Origin of the sequence: Actinoplanes regularis (assembly GCF_900188005.1) — a bacterium.
GTDB lineage: Bacteria > Actinomycetota > Actinomycetes > Mycobacteriales > Micromonosporaceae > Actinoplanes > Actinoplanes regularis.
Genome location: NZ_FZNR01000016.1, coordinates 115,993 through 132,807, shown reverse-complemented (window position 1 = coordinate 132,807; position 16,815 = coordinate 115,993). Strand labels below are relative to the sequence as shown.

The window sequence follows — 16,815 nt, the reverse complement described above, 5'->3', positions numbered from 1 at the left end:
CGATTGCGTATCGGGTGAGGCCGGCGCGGGACCACCGGCCTCACCCGGCCGCTCAGCGGAGCAGGTTCCGGTCGGCGCGCAGCCGCTCGGGCAGCTCGATGGTGATCCACTCGTTGTTGTCCGCCTGGCCCTCGGTGCGGCCGCTGGAGAACGGGAAGTTGTTGTCGTTAAGCACCGCGAGGTGGGTGTCGTCCAGGATCACGACGTCCTCGATGGTCTGGAACGGGAAGGTGAACGTGGTGCCGAACCCGCCCAGCCGCCTCGGGTTCGCGATGTTCATCAGGTCGACCAGCAGCGTCTTGTCCAGCAGGCCGTCGTGGTCACGGTCACGTTTGTCGGCCAGGTAGAGCCGCTTGAACCTGGCGGTCGCGCCCTGTCCGCCGTCCCGCTCGATGATCAGGAACCGATCCCGGTCCACCGCGATGGCGTCACCGATCGCGTTGCCGGTCGCCTCGAGCTGGTAGGCGTACCGCTTGCCGGTGTACTTCTGGGCGCGGGTGTCGAACTCGTTGAGCCGCAGCCGGCCCGGGATGTCACCGTTGACCGTGCCCTCGAGCAGGCCGTAGAGGTAGCGCCCGTCCGGGGAACCGGCCAGCCCCTCGTAGCCCTTGCTGCTGCTCGTGGTCGCGGGTACGCCCGTGCGGGCCGCGGTCTCCGGCGCGACCACGCCGTCGAGCGGGATCGGCACGCTCAGCAGCCGGCCGGCCCGGTCGAAGTGCAGCAGGAAGGGGCCGAACTCGTCACCGATCCAGAACGTTCCATCGGCCGCCTTGACGATCGACTCCACGTCGAAATCGGCGCCGGTCAGCACCCGGTCGTCGCGGGTCAGCTTCCACGGGACCTGCTTGTTCGGGTCGGTCAGGTTGAGGCCGCCCACCACGTCGACGGTGCCGGTGGCGAAGGCCGGGGCGAGCCGCTGGACGCGCAGCAGGAAGTCGGCCGAGTTGGCCTGGGTGCCGTACCCGTTGTCGGAGAGCACGTCGAAGGTGCCGTCGCGGTTCTTCACGATCCCGGAGAAGCCCTGCACCGGCTGATCCGCGAACGGGGTGGTGAAACCGTGCAGGTCGCCGGTGGCCAGCGCCCCGGACGGCTCGCTGCCGGGAACGAAGGTGCCGGCGGGCAGCGAGGCCCAGCCGGTCAGGGTCGGGGCGGTGACCTTCGGGTGCCCGCCCGCGTAGGACGCGGTGCCGGCCAGGGCCACGGCGAGGACGAGCGCACCGGCGCCCGCGAGCGTGCGATTGGCGATCTTTCCCATGTGGGCGGACGTTAGGCACCCAGGGTGAACCCACAGCAACACCCCGATGTCCGCCGCCCGGACGAGGGACGGTTTCTCACGCCACCAACCAAGATCAAATTCAACCGCTTGCCGCCGTACGTACGAAGCACCGTGATCGATCCCGGTCACGCCACAGCAAACCGGCCACCATCCATGGTCATGCCGAGCGAATTCGCCAGCGCGTCCAGCCATGCCGTAGTGGGTGCGTTGGTGTGTCCGGTCGCGTCGTAGCGCGTGGGTTGGCGCGGCTGGTCATGCCGTGGTGGGTAGGTTGGCGTGATCGGTCGCGTCGTAGCGCGTGGGTTGGTGTGTCCGGTCATGCCGTAGCGCTTGGGTTGGCGTGCCCTGTCGCGCCGCAGCGGGGTCAGTTGGTGCGCCTGGTCATGCCGGAGCGGATGGGTCAGACGCGGCCGGCCGCGCGGTCGAGGAGATCGTCGGCGGGGCAGCGGCCGCGGTTCACGTAGGCGTCGGTGAAGTCGGCGAGAGCGTCCCGCAGCTCACGGGCCACGCCTTGCCGGGCGAACGAGGCGTAGGCGGCGAGGAAACAAGCCCGCGCGGCGTCGGCCAGGACCGGGTCGGTGAGCGCGTCCCGGGCGGCCCGTTCCCACAGTCGCGGCTCGTCCGCCAGGTGCACAGTCGCGGCGTAGGCCTCCTCGGCCGCGCGCGGGTCGTCGAGCAGGGCGGTGATCACCGCGGCGGGGAGTCGCCAGCCATCGCCCGGCTGGCGGTCGACGACATCGATCTCCAGGTGACCACGGGCGGCCACCGGCGGGCGCAGGGCCGCCACATGCCGCAGCAGGTCGGCCTCGGTGAAGCGCGCGCCGGCCCGGAAACGATCGCGCAGACTGCGTCCGGTCGCGGTCGGGGCGTCCATGACGTAGGCGGCCCACGACGTACGCGCGTCGATCGCCGGCCCGGACCCGATGCCTTCCGCGAGGCTGTCCGGAATCCGCTGACCCGGCAGCCCATCGCCCACCCGGAGCCCGTCCCGCTGCCGGCGCGGTTCCGTGTCCCGCTGGGGGAGTGCCTGTTCTGGGCGGTGCGGTTCGGTGTCTCGCTGGGGGAGTGCCTGTTCTGGGCGGTGCGGTTCGTTGTGCCGATCGGCGCTTTGCTGGTGCTGCGCCTGCTGCGGCCAGTGCGGTCCGGGGTGTCGGTTGGTGTGCTGGGGGAGGACCGGGAGGTCGCGCCGGAGGGCCTGGCGGATGCTGCGCCAGCCGGTCGGGCGGCCGTTGCGCAGGGGCGCGTTGGCGAACGCGGCCGCCAGCACCGGAGCGACTGTGTGCGCGAGGATCCAGCGGCGGTTCAGGCCGAGCGGCCCGTCGCCGTCGGGGCCCGCCTCCAGCCCGACCCGAAGACCGGCGGTGGCGGTGCCGTAGGCGTGCGCGGGACCGTCCGGGTGCGCGGTGTCGGTGGCGAACGGCAGCGCGGTGAGCCCGTGCCGATCCATCACCCGGGTCGCGGCGTTGAGATCGTCGGACATCCGCCGGAGCGCGACCTCCAGGCCGGGTGACGGTGGCCCGCTGACCACGGCAACCCGCGGTGATCTGGAGTCCAGGAACCCGTGCCGCAGCGGCCGCCGGCCGGTGGGCACGGAGGCCGGATCGAGCAGCAGGTCCACGGCGATCCCGACGAATCCCGGCAATCCAGGATCGAACGCCCGCGCCGCGAAGAACTCCTCGGCGGCCTGCTCGCTCAGGGTGGTCACGGGATGCCTCCGCTTGCGGTCGAGGGGTGAGGTACCGGCCGTTCAGACGTCGCCAGGTGCGAATTCGCCGTTCGACGGGCCGGCACCGGAACGGTCGGAGCGCCGCTCGGCGTCTCCGCTGCTCCGGCTGCCGGGCACCGTGCCAACGAGCATATCATTCCTATCTGCACGATAGGAATACCGACCGATCCCCCGGCGTATACCGTCCGCCCGCGCTGCCCACGCACCCCGCGCCGCACCCGCGCTGCCTGCGCACCCGCGCTGCCCACGCACCCCGCGCCGCACCCGCGCTGCCTGCGCACCCGCGCTGCCTGCGCACCCGCGCTGCCTGCGCACCCGCGCTGCCTGCGCACCCGCGCTGCCTGCGCACCCGCGCTGCCTGCGCACCCGCGCTGCCTGCGCACCCGCGCTGCCTGCGCACCCGCGCTGCCTGCGCACCCGCGCTGCCTGCGCTGCCTGCGCACCCCGCGCCGTCCGCGCTGCTCGCGCCGCACCCGTGCCGCCCGCCGCCCGCCGCCCGCGGCTGCTCGCTCGCCTGCCCGCGCTGCTCGCCCGTGCCGCCTGCTCGTCCGCGGTGCTCGCATTGCTCGCTTGCGCTGCCGCTGCCTGGTTACCGGATCCAGGCTGGTCTCCTAGGATGCCTTAGGGGTTTTGCCGGGTACCCCGAGCTGGGAATCAGGGCCCGCTCCGGGAAACCGCCGGTCCTCCGGATGCTCGCCTCGGCCATAGCGTCAGCTCATGTCATCGACCCCGGTCACCGTTCGCCGTATCGCACTCGTCGCCCCGGTGCTGCTTCTGCTCTACGGAATCCTGCGATTCGCCGACGGCCTCGACGGCGACCGCGGCAACGGTCCGCTCTGGACCATCGGCCATTTGGCCTTCTTCGTCGGCATGGTGCTGTTCGGCTGGCTCATGCTCGCCTTGCGCGGCATGGTTCCACAGCCCGGCCGGCTGGCGGCCATCGCCACCGTGACCGGCCTCGCGGGCGTGCTCTGCTTCCTCTGGGTAATCGCCGGCGACCTCTCCGACGGCTTCCGGGAAGCCGCGCCGCTGCCGGCCGCGCTGGAGTTCGTCGGGCCGATGCTCTTCCCGGTCGGCATGCTGACCCTTTTCGGTCTTCTGGTGGCCGCCCGCCGGCTTCCGGTCTGGACACCCCTGCTGTTCGGCGCCGCCATCACCGCCATCACGGTGAACCTGAATTTGCTCCCGTTCGCGGCCTTGGCCGTCCTCGCCGCGCTGTCCCCGCTCCGTCGTCTCACCCAGCCCCGCCCGGGCCTAACCGCCGCCCGGAACTGACCGGGCTATGTCCTTAAGCCCGCCGAGCCAGGGCCTGGCCGCCGTCCGGAACCGACTGGGCTCTGTCCTTAAACCCGCCGAGCCGGGCCTCGCCGCCGTCCGGAACTGACCGGGTTCTGTCCTCATGCCCGCCCAGCCGGGGCCTCGTCGCCGTCCGGAACTGACCTTGGCTCTGCCGTCAAGCCAGCCCGGGCCTTGCCGCCGTCCGGAACTGATCCTGTTTCGTTGTTGAGCCCGCCCCGGCTGGGCCTTCGTCCGGAACCGACCCTGCTATGTCGTTCAATCCCGCCGCAGCCTGGAGTTTCGTCCGGGACTGATCTATTGCGTTCGGGCTCCGGCAATACCGTCCGCAGTGTGAACTTGTCCTTGGGTAAACGCTGCGGGTTCGGAAATGTCAGAGGGAGGTGCGAGCATCGCGGCATGGAGATTTTTCCCGGCGAGGGCATCGCACTGGTCAAGGTCGGCGAGACCAGGGACGTGGTCGAGGCCCGCCTCGGGCCACCGGCCCGGGCCGGCATCTCGGCCCGCGCGGTCTACGACACCGAGCCGATGCTCGTGGTCGACTACGACGGCGACACGGTCGAGCTGGTCGAGCTGGGCTGTTCCGGTGACGGTGGCGAGGAGGTCACCCTCGACGGTGTCCAGCTGACCTACCGCCTCATGGACGATGTGCTCGCCGAGCTGACCGCGCTCGGTCACCGCCCCGAGCCCTTCGACATCGGTTACACGTTCCGCGCCGGCTTCACCATCTTCTCGATGGGCTCCCGCAGCGCCGTCGACCTCGACCCACAGGCGTCGCCCGACGACCCGCGCCCCATCGTCGAGGGCGTAGGCATCGCTCCACCGGAGTACTGGCTGGGCCCACTCGACGCCGAAGCCGCCTGACCGCGCCCGCCAGCCCGCCAGCTGCGAGCCGGCATCCGCCACCAGCCAATCAGCTCGAGCCGGCATCCGCCACCAGCCATCAGCTGGCAGTCATCAGCCGGCGGCTGCGAGTCGGCATCCGCCACCGGACGTCCGCCAGCTGACACCGACCAACCTGGCACTGAGCATTCGCCTGTTGGTATCGGGCGCCAGCCGCCGTTGGCCAGCCAACGCTGGGCGCCCGCCAGTCGGAGTTGGCATCCGCCAACTGCCACCGGCTGCACTCGGCACCGGGTAGCCGCAAGGCGCCGCTGGCACCCACCTGCCGACACTTGGCTTTCGGCGGGTATTACCGATACCCGGCTTTTGGCTTCCTGTGGGCGCCACCCGGCCTTCGGCCTCCGGCGGGTGGCCTTCGGCGGGCGTCCTGCGAGTCCTGGGGTTCTGGGTGCGGTGGTGCAGGTTGCGTGACGGGCGGGCGGTGGTGCGGGTCGTGTGGTTCTGGAGTGCGGTGCTGCCGGTCTGACCGGCAGCAGTGCGGGTCGCGTGGTTGGGGCGGCGGTCAGAAGTTGATGGTGACGCCGGCGGTCTTGCAGGCGGTGGTGAGGTTGCCGCTGAGTTTTTCGAAGCCGCCCGCGGCGGCCGTGCTGATCGGGTCGGCGGAGGTGGCGGCCTTGGCGATTTCGGTGGCGATGGCGCGGGCCGCGGCTGTCACGCTGCTTTCGGGGGCGGAGGCGAGCGACTTGGTTACCGTGCTGTGGAACGTGGTGAACGCCTTCTTCGCGTCGGCGACCTCGACGTGTCCGTCCGCTTTCTGCGCCTGCGAGATGTTGTTCTTCATGACGCTTCCGGCCTTGTTCAGCGTCTGGCAGAGGGCCTTGTCGCCGGAACCGTTCCCGCCCGTCGTGCCGCCGGGAAGGGTTGATGCGTCGCCGGGAGCGGTCGAGGCGGCACCGGCGGGCGCGGAGGACGCCGCCGCGGCCGGTGGGGCGACCTGGGTGTCGGCTTCCGTGTTTCCGCCGTCGCAGGCGGCGAGGCCGGTCAGGCAGGCGCAGAGCAGGGCGGCGGGAACTAACCTGGAACGCATCACGCGCACGGACGGTAGCCGACCATGGTTGCGGGCCGGTCACGGACCGCGTGGCCGGGACTCGTCGGGTGCCGCATCCCGAGACGTGGTTGAAATGTTTCATTCGTGGTGCGATGCTGACATCCCGATGGGAGCGTTCGCCCTAGGATGCGTTTCAATCATCGTTCAAGCGAGGGGGCAACGGGGTTGACTCAGCAGCCACGAAACGGCCGGGCGCCGTCGGTCAAGGACGTGGCGGCGGCTGCCGGCGTCTCCCTCGGCACCGTGTCCAACGTGCTCAACCGGCCGGGCGTGGTCAGCGCGACGACCCGGGAGCGTGTCGAGCGGGCCATGGCCGAGCTCGGGTTCGTCCGTAACGAGTCGGCCCGTCAGCTGCGGGCCGGGACCAGCCGGGCGCTCGCCTACGTGATGCTCGACGGTGGCAACCCGTTCTTCCAGGATGTCGCCGAGGGGATCGAGATCGCCGCGGACGCCGCCGACCTGTCCCTCTTCGTCTGCAACAGCGGCGGCCGTGCCGAGCGGGAGTCGAAGCACCTCGACCGGCTGGTCCAGCAGCGGGTGCAGGGCATCCTGATCACCCCGGTCGACCCGGACGCGCCGCACCTGGCCGACATCGCCCGGCGCGGCATCCCGTTCGTCATGGTCGACCGGCTCAGCGATGCCGGCGGGCACTGCTCGGTCGCCGTCGACGACGTGCTGGGCGGCCGGATTGCCGTCGAGCACCTGATCGATCGCGGACACGAACGGGTGGCGTTTGTCGGTGGACCGGAGAGCATCGGGCAGGTCCGCGAGCGCTATCAGGGGGCTCGCGAGGTGTGGGAGGAGTTCGGTAAACCCGCTGGGGATCTGATCCACCTTCCCACCGAGGCGCTCACTGTCAGTGAGGGGCGGTCCGCCGGGGAGCGCTTGGCCGGCCTGCCGTCGCGGCGCCGGCCGACCGCCGCGTTCTGCGCGAACGACCTGCTCGCTCTCGGGCTGCTGCAGCACGCGGTCACCGCCGGCCTGCGGGTACCGGACGATCTGGCCATCGTCGGCTTCGACGACATCGACTTCGCGGCGGCCGCGGCCGTGCCGTTGACCTCGGTCCGGCAGCCTCGCCAGGAGCTTGGCCGTACGGCGGCACGACTGGTGCTGGACGAGGCGACCAACCCGGACCACGTGCACGAGCAGGCGACGTTCGTCCCGGCGCTGGTCGCACGCGCCTCCACAGGCACGGTCCGCCGCTGACTCGATCACCCTCGGAAGGTGCTCGACAGGCATGGTCCGCCGCCCTGACTCGATTGCTCTCGGCCGGTGCTTGGCTGGCGCGGTCCGCCGCTGATCCGATCGTTCTCGGCCGGTGCTTGGCAGGTGCGGTCCGCCGCTGATCCGATTGCTTTCGGCCGGTGCTCGACTGGCGCGGTCCGCCGCTGAGCCGATCGTCCTGGTTTGGTGCTGATGTGATCGCGCCTGGCCCGACGAGCCGGCGGATGTCGGGGCCGACGAGCCAGCGGGCGGCGGGGCCGCGCGGTGCGACGGCTGGTCCTGGTTGTCGTGTCCAGGATGTCGATACGACGATGGCAGGCAGCCGGTGGGACCGAGCTTGCTGCCAGGGTGGTTGTCCGGGTGGCGATATGAGCGTACGGACCAGTCGGGGTCTGCGCGGGCTGCGGCGGCTCGGGCCGGCCGGGGGTTTTGGCGCGGTGGGGTCGGCAGCCGGTGGGACCGGGCTTGCTGCCAGGGTGGTTGTTCGGGCGGTGATATGAGCCCACGGATCAGCCGGGGTCTGCGCGGGGTGCGGCGGCTTGGGCTGGCCGGGGGTTTTGGCGCGTTGCGGTCGGGAGCCGGTGGGACGTCGCGTGAGCGGGATGGCACGGGGCTTGGCCCGCGAGGGCTGGGCGCGGGAGCCGTTGTTCGTACCGGAAAAAGGGGTTTAAGGAAGCGCCTGCCGGGAGTGGTGGGATCCCGGATTGATCGACCGTTCGGGGTGCTGGCAAGCTGTTTCGCTGTGGAAGCACTCCGGTTGATTTTGCTGTTCGTGCACCTTGTCGGCTTCGCCCTGCTATTGGGTGGGGCTATCGCCCAGTTCCTGTCCGGAACGTTCCGGATCAGCCCAGCGGTTCTGTGGGGCTCGATCATTCAGCTGGTCAGCGGGATCGCGCTGTCCGCTCCGCTGCGGGGTGGCGGTGACCACGAGCCGGACCCGATCAAGCTCGGGGTCAAGCTGGTGATCGCGGTGATGATCTTCATCATGGTGTTCATTCCGCGGAAGCGGGAGGCGGTCAATAAGGGGCACTACATCGGGATCATCACGCTGACGCTGGTGAACGCGGCGGTCGCGGTCTTCTGGCGCTGAGTTCCTGCTCGTGCTTGCGGTGACGCCGGCGGCTCGAAAGAGCCGCCGGCGTTACTTTTTTGTGAACGGGGACAGGTTGGCGTCGTCAGGCGTGCGGATGTTGCCGTTGGGTGCTGGTGGTCAGGAGTGCGGGCAGGTGTCGCGGTACTCCTGGATCGCGGAGCCGGTCGGGGCGGGGCACAGGAACTGCTCGTAGCGGGTGTCGTTGTCGATGAACCGCTTGAGCCACGAGATGCTGTACTTCGCGATCGTCACGTTCGGCGAGGTCGGGGCGGAGTGGGTGGCGTTGTTCAGCTCCATGTACGCCTTGTCGAGGGTGCTCGGCAGGCTGGTGTAGAACGCCTCGGCGTGTGACGAGACCGGTGCGACGGTGTCGCTCTCACCGCCGATGATCAGGGTGGGTACCTGGTCGGTGGACCAGGTCTTGGTGCTGTGCCACGGGGCGAGCGGGACCGCCGCCTGCAGCGACGATCGGGTCTTGGAGGCCGCGAGGGTTCCGCCGCCGCCCATCGAGTAGCCCATGACGCCCAGCCGCGTCGCGTCGATGCGGGTGCGGACCGAGCTGGTGCCGGTCAGGTAGTCCAGGGCGGCGAGCAGTTGCGTGCCCCGGGAGTCGGGAAAGTCGTAGACGCTCAGGGTGTCGATGACGATCACCACGAAGCCTTGCGAGGCGATCCGCGGGCCCAGCCAGGAGACCGCGGACTGCGTGTTCGTGTAGCCGGGCGCGATGGCGACGGCGCCGAACGTGCCGGCGCTGGTGCTGGTGGGGTAGTAGATGGTGCCGCCGCCGAAGCTGCTGGTGCGGGCGACGGTGGTGGTGGCGGTGGCGAACGGTCCGCTGGTGGCCTCGATGCTGGCGGTGGTCGGGGCGGGGCCCCGCTCGTACGGGTTGGCGGCCTGCGCAGGAGCCGCCGGGAGCGCGACGAGGGCCGCCAGGAAGGTGGCAGCCAGGACGGATCGAACGGACATGTGGACTCCCAAAGCAAAGGGGGATGGTTGGGAGACCGATCTAGATCGATGCTGTTCATTATCGTAACAAGATCTTTACTGGCTGGTAATCCCGGCGCATACCTGTCGCGGTGGTATGTCAGCGCACCGAGCCGAGCTGCTTGACGTGTTTGAGCACCGGAGCCGACTCGATCCGCTCGACCCCGTCGAGCAGGCTGAGCCGTTCGGTCACGTAGCGATAGAAGGCCGGCATGTCCCGGCAGATCGCGGTCGCCTGCAGGTTCGTCGGGCCGGTGGTGGCCGCCGCGAAGACGATCTCCTCGTGCTCGCTCAGGGCGGTGCCGACCGAGGCCACCCGGGACGGTGCGACCGAGAGCCACAGCATCACCGCGGCGCGGAACCCGAACAGCTCCGGATCCACCTCGACGTCGGTGTAGAGCGAGCCCGAGCCGAACAGCTCCTGGACCCGGCGGCGCACGGTCGACTCGGGCCAGCCGGTCTTCGCGGCCAGTTCGGTGTAGCCGAGCCGGCCGTCCCAGGAGAGCGCCTCGATCAGTGGGGCGTCGGCGCCGGTGAGGTGGGCGGCGCGGGAGCCGGTCGGACGCTCCGGGGTCAGGGCCGCGATCTGTTCGCCGGTGAGCGCGTCGTCGCGCAGGTCCGGGCCGACCGCGCCGCCGACATAGTTGTGGATCACGCAGTGCGCGCTCACCGCGACCAGCCGCGGTGTCCTCGGAAGCTTTTGCAGCAGCAGGGCCTCCCGGTCGGCGGACGCCGGCACGTGCACGCCGCTGACGATCTCGGTGCCGCCGGACGTGACCGAGACCCAGGTGGTGTCCGGCCGGCGGGCCAGGGCGGAGGCGATCTGCAGGGCCGCGTCCGGCGCGGCGCGCAGGCGGAGCGTCCAGGTCTCGTACCCGAGCTCGATGGGGTTGGGCAGGCCGACCACCCGGACGCCCGCCTCCTCGCGCAATCGGCGGTAACGCCGGGCGACGGTCTGGTCGGAGACGCCGAGCACCGCGCCGATCTCCCGGTAGCCGGCCCGCCCGTTGATCCTCAGCGCGTGCGTCACCTGCCGGTCGAGCTTGTCGATTTCCACCAGTCGAGCATATCCGCCAGTCGAGATCCGCAGGATGAGCCAGATCCGGTTCGCTGATCGCCACGATGACCGGCATCCTGCTGGGCATGCGCAAATGGTCACCACTGATCGCCGTCTGCCTCGGCACCTTCCTGCTGCTGGTCGACGTCACCATCGTCGTCGTCGCGTTGCCGTCGATCGCCGACAAGTTCGGGGCCGGCTACGCCGACCTGCAGTGGGTGCTCGACGGGTACGCCCTCGCCCTCGCCGCCCTGCTCCTCGGCGCCGGCTCCCTCGCCGACCGGTACGGCCGCCGCCGCACGTACCTGATCGGCATCGGCGTCTTCGCCCTCTCCTCCCTGCTCTGCGCCGTCGCCCCGAACGAGCAGGCGTTGATCGCCGCCCGGGTCCTGCAGGGCGCCGGCGGTGCGGCCATGTTCGCCACCACCGCCGCCCTGCTCAATGTCACCTACCACGGTCGTGACCGAGGCGTCGCGTTCGGCATCTGGGGCGCGGTCAACGGCGCCGCGGCGGCCGCCGGCCCGCTCGCCGGTGGCCTGCTCACCGAACACCTCGGCTGGCGCTGGGTGTTCCTGGTCAACCTGCCGATCTGCCTGATCGCGGTCTGGTTCACGGTGCGCGGCGTCACCGAGTCCAAGGCGCCGTGGGGCGGCCGGTTCGACCTGCCCGGCACGATCACCTTCACCGTGGCGGCCGGGGCCGTGACGTACGGACTGATCCGCGCCGGCGACAGCGGCTGGACCGACGGCATCGCCCTGACCGCGTTCGCCGCCGGCGTCGTCGCCCTGGCCGCGTTCATCGTCGCCGAACTCCGCTCCGACCACCCGATGCTGGACCTGTCGCTGTTCCGCCGGCCCGCGTTCGCCACCCTGATCGTCGCGGCGTTCCTCACCCAGGCCGCCGCCTTCGGCTACCTGCCGTTCAGCACGGTGTGGCTGCAGCAGGTGCTCGGTTACGGCCCGGTCGACGCCGGCCTCTACGGCGCGCTGCCGATGGCCGCCGCCGCCCTGGTCGTCGGCGCGGTCGCCGGCCGGTTCCTGCAGAACATCGCGCCACGCTGGACGGTCGGCCTCGGCCTGCTGCTGATCGCGGCCGGTGACCTGCTGCAGACCCGCCTCGACGCGGACAGCACCGGCGCGGTGCTGATCCCCGGACTGGTCGTGGTCGGCCTCGGCGTCGGCTGTGTACTGCCGTCACTGTCGTCGGCGGTGCTCGGCGAGGTGCCGCGGGAGCGCAGCGGGATGGCGGGCGGCGCGCTGAACACGTTCCGGCAGCTCGGGTTCGCGCTCGGGGTCGCGGTCTTCGGCACCATCTTCGCCGACCGGGTCAGCGACGCGCACGGCCGGCCGGCCGGGTTCGCGGACGGTCTGGACGCGACACTGCTGGTGGCCGGGGCGACCGCCGCGGTGGCCGGTCTGCTCGTTCTTGTCCTGGTACGCCACCACGCGGCCCCCGCGCAGGCCGCCGTGCCGTCCACCGCCGGCGACCCGGAACCGGCCAAGCTCGGCTGAGCGGGACTTTCGGCCCCCCGGAACGGGTGCTCGGACCCGGGTGCGGTGACCGTGGAAAGAGGACTGTTGAAGGCGGAGAGATTGAGGGAAGGGGATGTGATGACCACCGTTGCAGCTCACCGCTTGGAGCAGGTCGAGGCACCGGGCGCCATACTCACCAAGGCCGCCGCCAAGGCACTCGCCGTTCTGCGGATCACCACCGGATTCGTCTTCCTCTGGGCCTTCCTCGACAAGACCTTCGGCTTCGGGTACGCCACCCCGGCCGCCAAGGCCTGGATCAACGGTGGATCGCCGACCAAGGGCTTCCTCTCGCACGTCGAGGCCGGCCCGTTCAAGGAGATGTTCCACAGCCTCGCCGGCAGCACCTTCGCCGACTGGGCGTTCATGCTCGGTCTGCTCGGCATCGGACTCGCGCTGATCCTCGGCGTCGGCCTGCGGATCGCCGCGGGCTCGGCGGCCCTGATGATGGCGATGATGTGGCTGGCCGAGTGGCCGCTCGCCAGCGGCTCGAGCAACCCGGTGGTGGACTACCACGTGATCTACGCGGTCAGCGGGATCGTGCTCGCGCTGACCTACGCCGGGCACACCTGGGGTCTCGGTCGCTTGTGGGCCCGCCTCCCGCTGGTCCAGAAGAACCGCTGGCTGATCTGAGTCACCGCCACAACCGAACATCGGCCAGCCGGCCGCCCGGGCTCTTGAGCCCGGGCGGTCTCCGTCTGTCCGGGCTTTTCAGCCCGGGCGGTCTCCGTCCGTACGGGTACGGAGGGTGCGCAGTGTCCCGGTGAACGCGGGCAGGCTGTCGCCGAGGACGGCGAAGAACGAGGCGTCGCAGGCTTCCACCGCGACCACGGCCTGGTTGGCGAGCGCGCGCCCGGCGTCGGTGACGGCCACCGCCCGGGCGCGGCGATCGGTGGGGTGCGGGGGCCGGTGCACCAGGTCGCGGCTCTCCAGCGTGCGGAGCACCTGGGAGGTCATCATCGGGTCGGTGGCGGCCATGTCGGCGAGAGCCTTCTGGGTGACCGGGCCGGACGTTTCCAGATAGGTGAGCGTAGCCAGCAGCACGAACTGCACGTGGGTGATGTCGAAGGGCTTCAGCGCCGTTCGCTGCGCGGCCTGCCAGCGGTTGGTGACCTGCCACAGCAGCAGGCCGGGGCTGTCGTCGGCACTGTCGTGCCTGCTGGCCAGGCTCACGCCGGCACCGCGGCCGCGCGGGCGGCTGCTTCGAGCCGGGCGAGGTCGGCGCTCAGGCCATTCGCGATGTTCTTGCCCAGCACGGCGTTCCAGAAGAAGGCGAGCGGGCCGGCGAGGGTCACCCGCACCGTGATCGTGGTGGATCCACCGGCGTCCACGGCGACCAGGTGCTGGAACGTCAGCCGCGCCCCCAGCAGCAGGGACACGTCGGTGAACTCCTGCCCCGGGACGAGTGAGGTGACGACGAACCGGGTGACCGGACCACCTTTGGGCTTCAGCTTCCCGGTCGCGCCGGTGCGGAACGGCCCGTCGAGGCGGACCCACTCGGTGTCGGTGTTCCACTCCGGCCAGGTGGCCATGTCGGCCCAGCGGTCGAAGAAGGCCTGGGGCGAGAGGTCGGAGGTGAGCTGCGCGGTGGCGATCGTCTTCATGCGAGATAGTATGCGCGCTTACTATCTCGCTGGCAAGCCCAAGTGCGGCCGGTCACGGTCGGGAACGACGGATAGTGGATCTCGACGTACGATGCGACGATTCAGATCGTTGTCTCGCGGACAGGACGCCAGGTGGAGCTGCGCGACATCGAGATCTTCCTGGTCCTCGCCGAGGAGCTGCATTTCGGCCGGACCGCACAGCGGCTGCACGTCACGCAGGCTCGCGTCAGTCAGGCGATCAAGCAGCAGGAACGCCGCGTCGGTGGCCAGCTGTTCGAGCGCACCAGCCGTAGCGTCCGGCTCACCCCGCTCGGCGAGCAGCTTCGTGACGACCTGAGGCCGTTGTACCAGGGGCTGCTCGAGAGCGTGGCGCGGGCTCAACAGGCCGCGCGCGGCGTCTCGGGAACGCTCACCCTCGGCACCATGGGTCCGCAGATGTGGATGCTCGACGAGGTCCTCGCTTCGTTCCGCGATCTACATCCGGGTGTCGAGCTCGTCCACCGTGACCTGAACCCGGTCATCCCGCTGGCCCAGTTGTACGCCGGCGAGGTGGAGGTCGCGCACGTCTGGCTCCCGGTCCGCGAGCCCGGGCTCACCGTCGGCCCGGTCACGCGCTCCTCGGCGCAGGTGCTCGTGGTCGCGGCGACCCATCCCTACGCGGAGCGTGACTCGATCTGCCGGGAGGACTTCGGGGACCTCGTCTTCGTCGCGCACCAGTCCCGGATTCCGTCGTACATGGAAGAGGTGTTCCAGCCCTTCCGGACTCCGTCCGGCCGTGCGATCCCACGGGGGCCGGTGGTCACGAGCTGGGAAGACCAGCTGAAGGCGGCCAGCGCCGGCCAGGCTGTCATCGCCTGCGTGGCCGAGGCCGCCCGCTTCTATTCGTGGCCCAATCTCGTGTTCCTGCCGATCCGCGACGCGCCGCCGGTCGAGTGGGCGTTCGTCTGGCGTACCGCCGAGGAGAGCAGCCTCCTGCGTGCCCTGGTCCAGACCGTTCTGACCACCGTGCCACCCGGTGAGCAGGGATCGGTGGATGCCCTGCGGCTCGAGCCGGCGACCGGGGATAGTGGTTCTCGATCGTGCGCTCGGTTCACCGTGACTCCCCGTCGGCTGAATCCGTGCGTGCGGAACAGGAGGACGAGGTGACCGAGACGACGGTGGCCGAGGTGCTGGCCGAGCTGGCCGCGCTCGAGGACCCGAAGGCCCGCGAGGTGAACCGGAGGCACGGCGACGATCACGGGGTGAACCTCGGCGCGCTGCGTGCGCTGGCGAAGCGGCTGAAGATCCAGCAGGACCTCGCCGGTCAGCTCTGGAAGACGGCCGACTCCGCGGCGAGACTCCTGGCGATGCTGATCTGCCGGCCGAAGGCGTTCACGCGGGACGAGTTGGACGCGATGCTGCGGGAGGCACGTACGCCCAAGGTGCACGACTGGCTCGTGAACTACGTGGTGAAGAAGAATCCGCACGCCGAGGAGCTGCGGGTGGCCTGGCTGGCCGATCCCGATCCGGTGGTGGCGAGTGCCGGTTGGGCGTTGACCACCGAACGGGTGGCCAGGAAGCCCGAGGGGCTCGACCTCGGAAAGCTGCTCGACGTCATCGAGGCGGAGATGAAGGACGCCCCGGATCGCCTGCAGTGGGCGATGAACCACTGCCTGGCTCAGATCGGGATCGAACACCCTGAGCACCGCGCCCGCGCGATCGACATCGGCGAGCGGTTGCAGGTGCTCAAGGACTACCCGACCGCCCCGGGCTGCACGTCTCCGTTCGCGCCCACCTGGATCACCGAGATGGTCCGCCGCCAGCACGACAAGTAGGCAGTGATCAGCGGTAGAAGACCAGGACGTGGTCGGCGACGCAGGCCGGCATCGACGTGCCGTCGATCTCCACCTTGATGCGGATGTCGGCGCGGATGCCGCCGCCCATCGGCTGCGCGGAGCGTAACGTGCCGGCGCCCCGCAACCGGGAGCCGACCGGGACCGGTGCCCGGAAGCGGACCCGGTCGAAGCCCGCGTTGACCACGTGACCGATGTTCCTGACCTCGATGAGCTGTTCGAGGAACGTCATGCACAGCGACAGCGTCAGCGCCCCGTGCGCGATGGTGCCGCCGAACGGGCTCTCGGCCGTTGCCCGCTCCGGGTCCACATGGATCCACTGGTGATCGCCGGTCACCTCGGCGAACGCGTCGATCCGGGGCTGGTCGACGAGATGCCAGCCGGTCGTCCCGAGTGCCGACCCCGCTTGCCGCAGCAGGTCGTCGATACTGTCGAAAACGGTCATGGTCGTCCTCTCGGCTGAGGTGTTTCAGGCGACTGTCCCCGAGAACACGCCGCCCTCCAGCACCGGGACGTGCCGGCACCGGTCGATCTCGGCGGCTATCTCGACGTCTTCTCCGAAGCCCATCTCGATGAGTTCGCGGCCGCTGGCGCAGGCCCGGAGCGCGGCCGGCGCGTCCGCCTCGACCGCGGCGTAGGCGGCCGCCGCGACCTCGGCTTCCGGTGAGGCGTTCACGAACCCGGCGCCTTTGAGGGATCGGAGGATCGCTCCGGCGCCCCACAGGTCCTCGACCGCCGGACGCAGACTGCCGTCGTCCCATTTTTCGCCGGCGGCGATGACCGCGACCGTCCACTCAGGGGAGGCGGCGGATCGCGTGATCCAGCGCGCGACCGCGGAGAAGTTGCGCAAGGCCGCGCCGACCACCGTTGCTCCGCGCGCGCCGGCCAGCAGGGAGATGGTGGATCCGTTGGGCGAGGGCAGCAGAATGCGGTGCACCGGTGGGTTCGCGCGAATGGTCGCCGGCGACAGGCTGATGTCGCCCGGTCCGGCCACTGAGCGACCGACCGCGAGAACGGCCTGCCGCTGGGCGGCGTGACGGGCGGCGGTCTCGTCCTTCCAGCGGTACGGCAGCACCTGCGCGCCGCTCTCCACGGCGACGCTCAGCGTGGTCGTGAAGGAGAGCACGTCGACGACCACCACCACGTCGGCGTCCGCGCCCACTGTCTGGGCACCGGTGAGTCCCCAGTCGAAGCGGAGCCGGTAGGGGCGTTGTGCGTGTGCCGGGTGCATGGTCGGCTCCGA

17 protein-coding genes are annotated in these 16,815 nt (G+C 70.5%); 8 read left to right on the top strand and 9 right to left on the bottom strand.

Annotation, left to right across the window (positions count from 1 at the left end; all coding sequences use genetic code 11):
- Positions 1 to 52: 52 nt before the first annotated feature.
- On the bottom strand, positions 53 to 1,255 hold the full coding sequence (locus CHC09_RS32385) for an esterase-like activity of phytase family protein (protein WP_089297052.1): 1,203 nt from the start codon (positions 1,253 to 1,255) through the stop codon (positions 53 to 55).
- Positions 1,256 to 1,676: 421 nt separating this feature from the next.
- Positions 1,677 to 2,981, bottom strand: a complete 1,305-nt coding sequence (locus CHC09_RS32380) for a glutamate-cysteine ligase family protein (RefSeq protein ID WP_089297051.1) — start codon at positions 2,979 to 2,981, stop codon at positions 1,677 to 1,679.
- Between the two features lie 738 nt (positions 2,982 to 3,719).
- Here CHC09_RS32380 and CHC09_RS32375 point away from each other — a divergent pair.
- Both CHC09_RS32375 and CHC09_RS32370 read left to right on the top strand, forming a co-directional pair.
- Complete coding sequence (locus CHC09_RS32375; protein ID WP_089297050.1) at positions 3,720 to 4,277, top strand: hypothetical protein; 558 nt, start codon at positions 3,720 to 3,722, stop codon at positions 4,275 to 4,277.
- Positions 4,278 to 4,697: 420 nt separating this feature from the next.
- Positions 4,698 to 5,162, top strand: a complete 465-nt coding sequence (locus CHC09_RS32370; RefSeq protein ID WP_089297049.1) for a hypothetical protein — start codon at positions 4,698 to 4,700, stop codon at positions 5,160 to 5,162.
- Positions 5,163 to 5,703: 541 nt separating this feature from the next.
- On the opposite strand, the gene CHC09_RS46670 is transcribed toward CHC09_RS32370, so the two are convergent.
- Positions 5,704 to 6,231 (bottom strand): hypothetical protein, encoded by a 528-nt coding sequence (locus CHC09_RS46670; RefSeq protein ID WP_179277369.1) that lies wholly within the window; start codon positions 6,229 to 6,231, stop codon positions 5,704 to 5,706.
- A gap of 183 nt (positions 6,232 to 6,414) precedes the next feature.
- Here CHC09_RS46670 and CHC09_RS32360 point away from each other — a divergent pair, with 183 nt between their 5' ends.
- Positions 6,415 to 7,455, top strand: coding sequence for a LacI family DNA-binding transcriptional regulator (locus CHC09_RS32360; protein WP_239138658.1), 1,041 nt, complete (start codon positions 6,415 to 6,417; stop codon positions 7,453 to 7,455).
- Between the two features lie 760 nt (positions 7,456 to 8,215).
- Positions 8,216 to 8,563 carry a hypothetical protein gene (locus tag CHC09_RS32355; RefSeq protein WP_089297046.1) on the top strand — a complete coding sequence of 116 codons (348 nt, stop codon included), beginning with the start codon at positions 8,216 to 8,218 and terminating at the stop codon, positions 8,561 to 8,563.
- Positions 8,564 to 8,683: 120 nt separating this feature from the next.
- On the opposite strand, the gene CHC09_RS32350 is transcribed toward CHC09_RS32355, so the two are convergent.
- Both CHC09_RS32350 and CHC09_RS32345 read right to left on the bottom strand, forming a co-directional pair.
- Entirely contained in the window at positions 8,684 to 9,532 is an 849-nt protein-coding gene (locus CHC09_RS32350) for an alpha/beta hydrolase family protein (RefSeq protein ID WP_089297045.1), read from the bottom strand.
- Positions 9,533 to 9,650: 118 nt separating this feature from the next.
- Positions 9,651 to 10,607 carry an Lrp/AsnC family transcriptional regulator gene (locus tag CHC09_RS32345; protein ID WP_089297044.1) on the bottom strand — a complete coding sequence of 319 codons (957 nt, stop codon included), beginning with the start codon at positions 10,605 to 10,607 and terminating at the stop codon, positions 9,651 to 9,653.
- Between the two features lie 65 nt (positions 10,608 to 10,672).
- Here CHC09_RS32345 and CHC09_RS32340 point away from each other — a divergent pair, with 65 nt between their 5' ends.
- Together CHC09_RS32340 and CHC09_RS32335 are read left to right on the top strand one after the other, a co-directional pair.
- Complete coding sequence (locus CHC09_RS32340; protein WP_239138659.1) at positions 10,673 to 12,118, top strand: MFS transporter; 1,446 nt, start codon at positions 10,673 to 10,675, stop codon at positions 12,116 to 12,118.
- Positions 12,119 to 12,217: 99 nt separating this feature from the next.
- Entirely contained in the window at positions 12,218 to 12,769 is a 552-nt protein-coding gene (locus CHC09_RS32335; RefSeq protein ID WP_089297043.1) for a DoxX family membrane protein, read from the top strand.
- Positions 12,770 to 12,847: 78 nt separating this feature from the next.
- On the opposite strand, the gene CHC09_RS32330 is transcribed toward CHC09_RS32335, so the two are convergent.
- Positions 12,848 to 13,309: a MarR family winged helix-turn-helix transcriptional regulator gene (locus CHC09_RS32330; RefSeq protein WP_089297042.1), complete on the bottom strand. Its 462-nt coding sequence runs from the start codon at positions 13,307 to 13,309 to the stop codon at positions 12,848 to 12,850.
- Positions 13,306 to 13,740: an SRPBCC family protein gene (locus CHC09_RS32325; RefSeq protein ID WP_089297041.1), complete on the bottom strand. Its 435-nt coding sequence runs from the start codon at positions 13,738 to 13,740 to the stop codon at positions 13,306 to 13,308. Before CHC09_RS32325 ends, CHC09_RS32330 begins: the two co-directional genes overlap by 4 nt.
- A 132-nt stretch (positions 13,741 to 13,872) precedes the next feature.
- On the opposite strand from CHC09_RS32325, the gene CHC09_RS32320 reads away from it, so the two are divergent.
- Complete coding sequence (locus tag CHC09_RS32320; RefSeq protein WP_089297040.1) at positions 13,873 to 14,886, top strand: LysR family transcriptional regulator; 1,014 nt, start codon at positions 13,873 to 13,875, stop codon at positions 14,884 to 14,886.
- Positions 14,883 to 15,554, top strand: a complete 672-nt coding sequence (locus CHC09_RS32315) for a DNA alkylation repair protein (RefSeq protein WP_089297107.1) — start codon at positions 14,883 to 14,885, stop codon at positions 15,552 to 15,554. Before CHC09_RS32320 ends, CHC09_RS32315 begins: the two co-directional genes overlap by 4 nt.
- Before the next feature lie 7 nt (positions 15,555 to 15,561).
- On the opposite strand, the gene CHC09_RS32310 is transcribed toward CHC09_RS32315, so the two are convergent.
- Together CHC09_RS32310 and CHC09_RS32305 are read right to left on the bottom strand one after the other, a co-directional pair.
- Entirely contained in the window at positions 15,562 to 16,017 is a 456-nt protein-coding gene (locus CHC09_RS32310; RefSeq protein WP_089297039.1) for a MaoC family dehydratase, read from the bottom strand.
- Between the two features lie 24 nt (positions 16,018 to 16,041).
- The gene (locus CHC09_RS32305) at positions 16,042 to 16,803 is read right to left on the bottom strand and encodes a 2-phosphosulfolactate phosphatase (protein WP_089297038.1); all 762 of its coding nucleotides are present in this window, start codon (positions 16,801 to 16,803) and stop codon (positions 16,042 to 16,044) included.
- Positions 16,804 to 16,815: the final 12 nt, after the last annotated feature.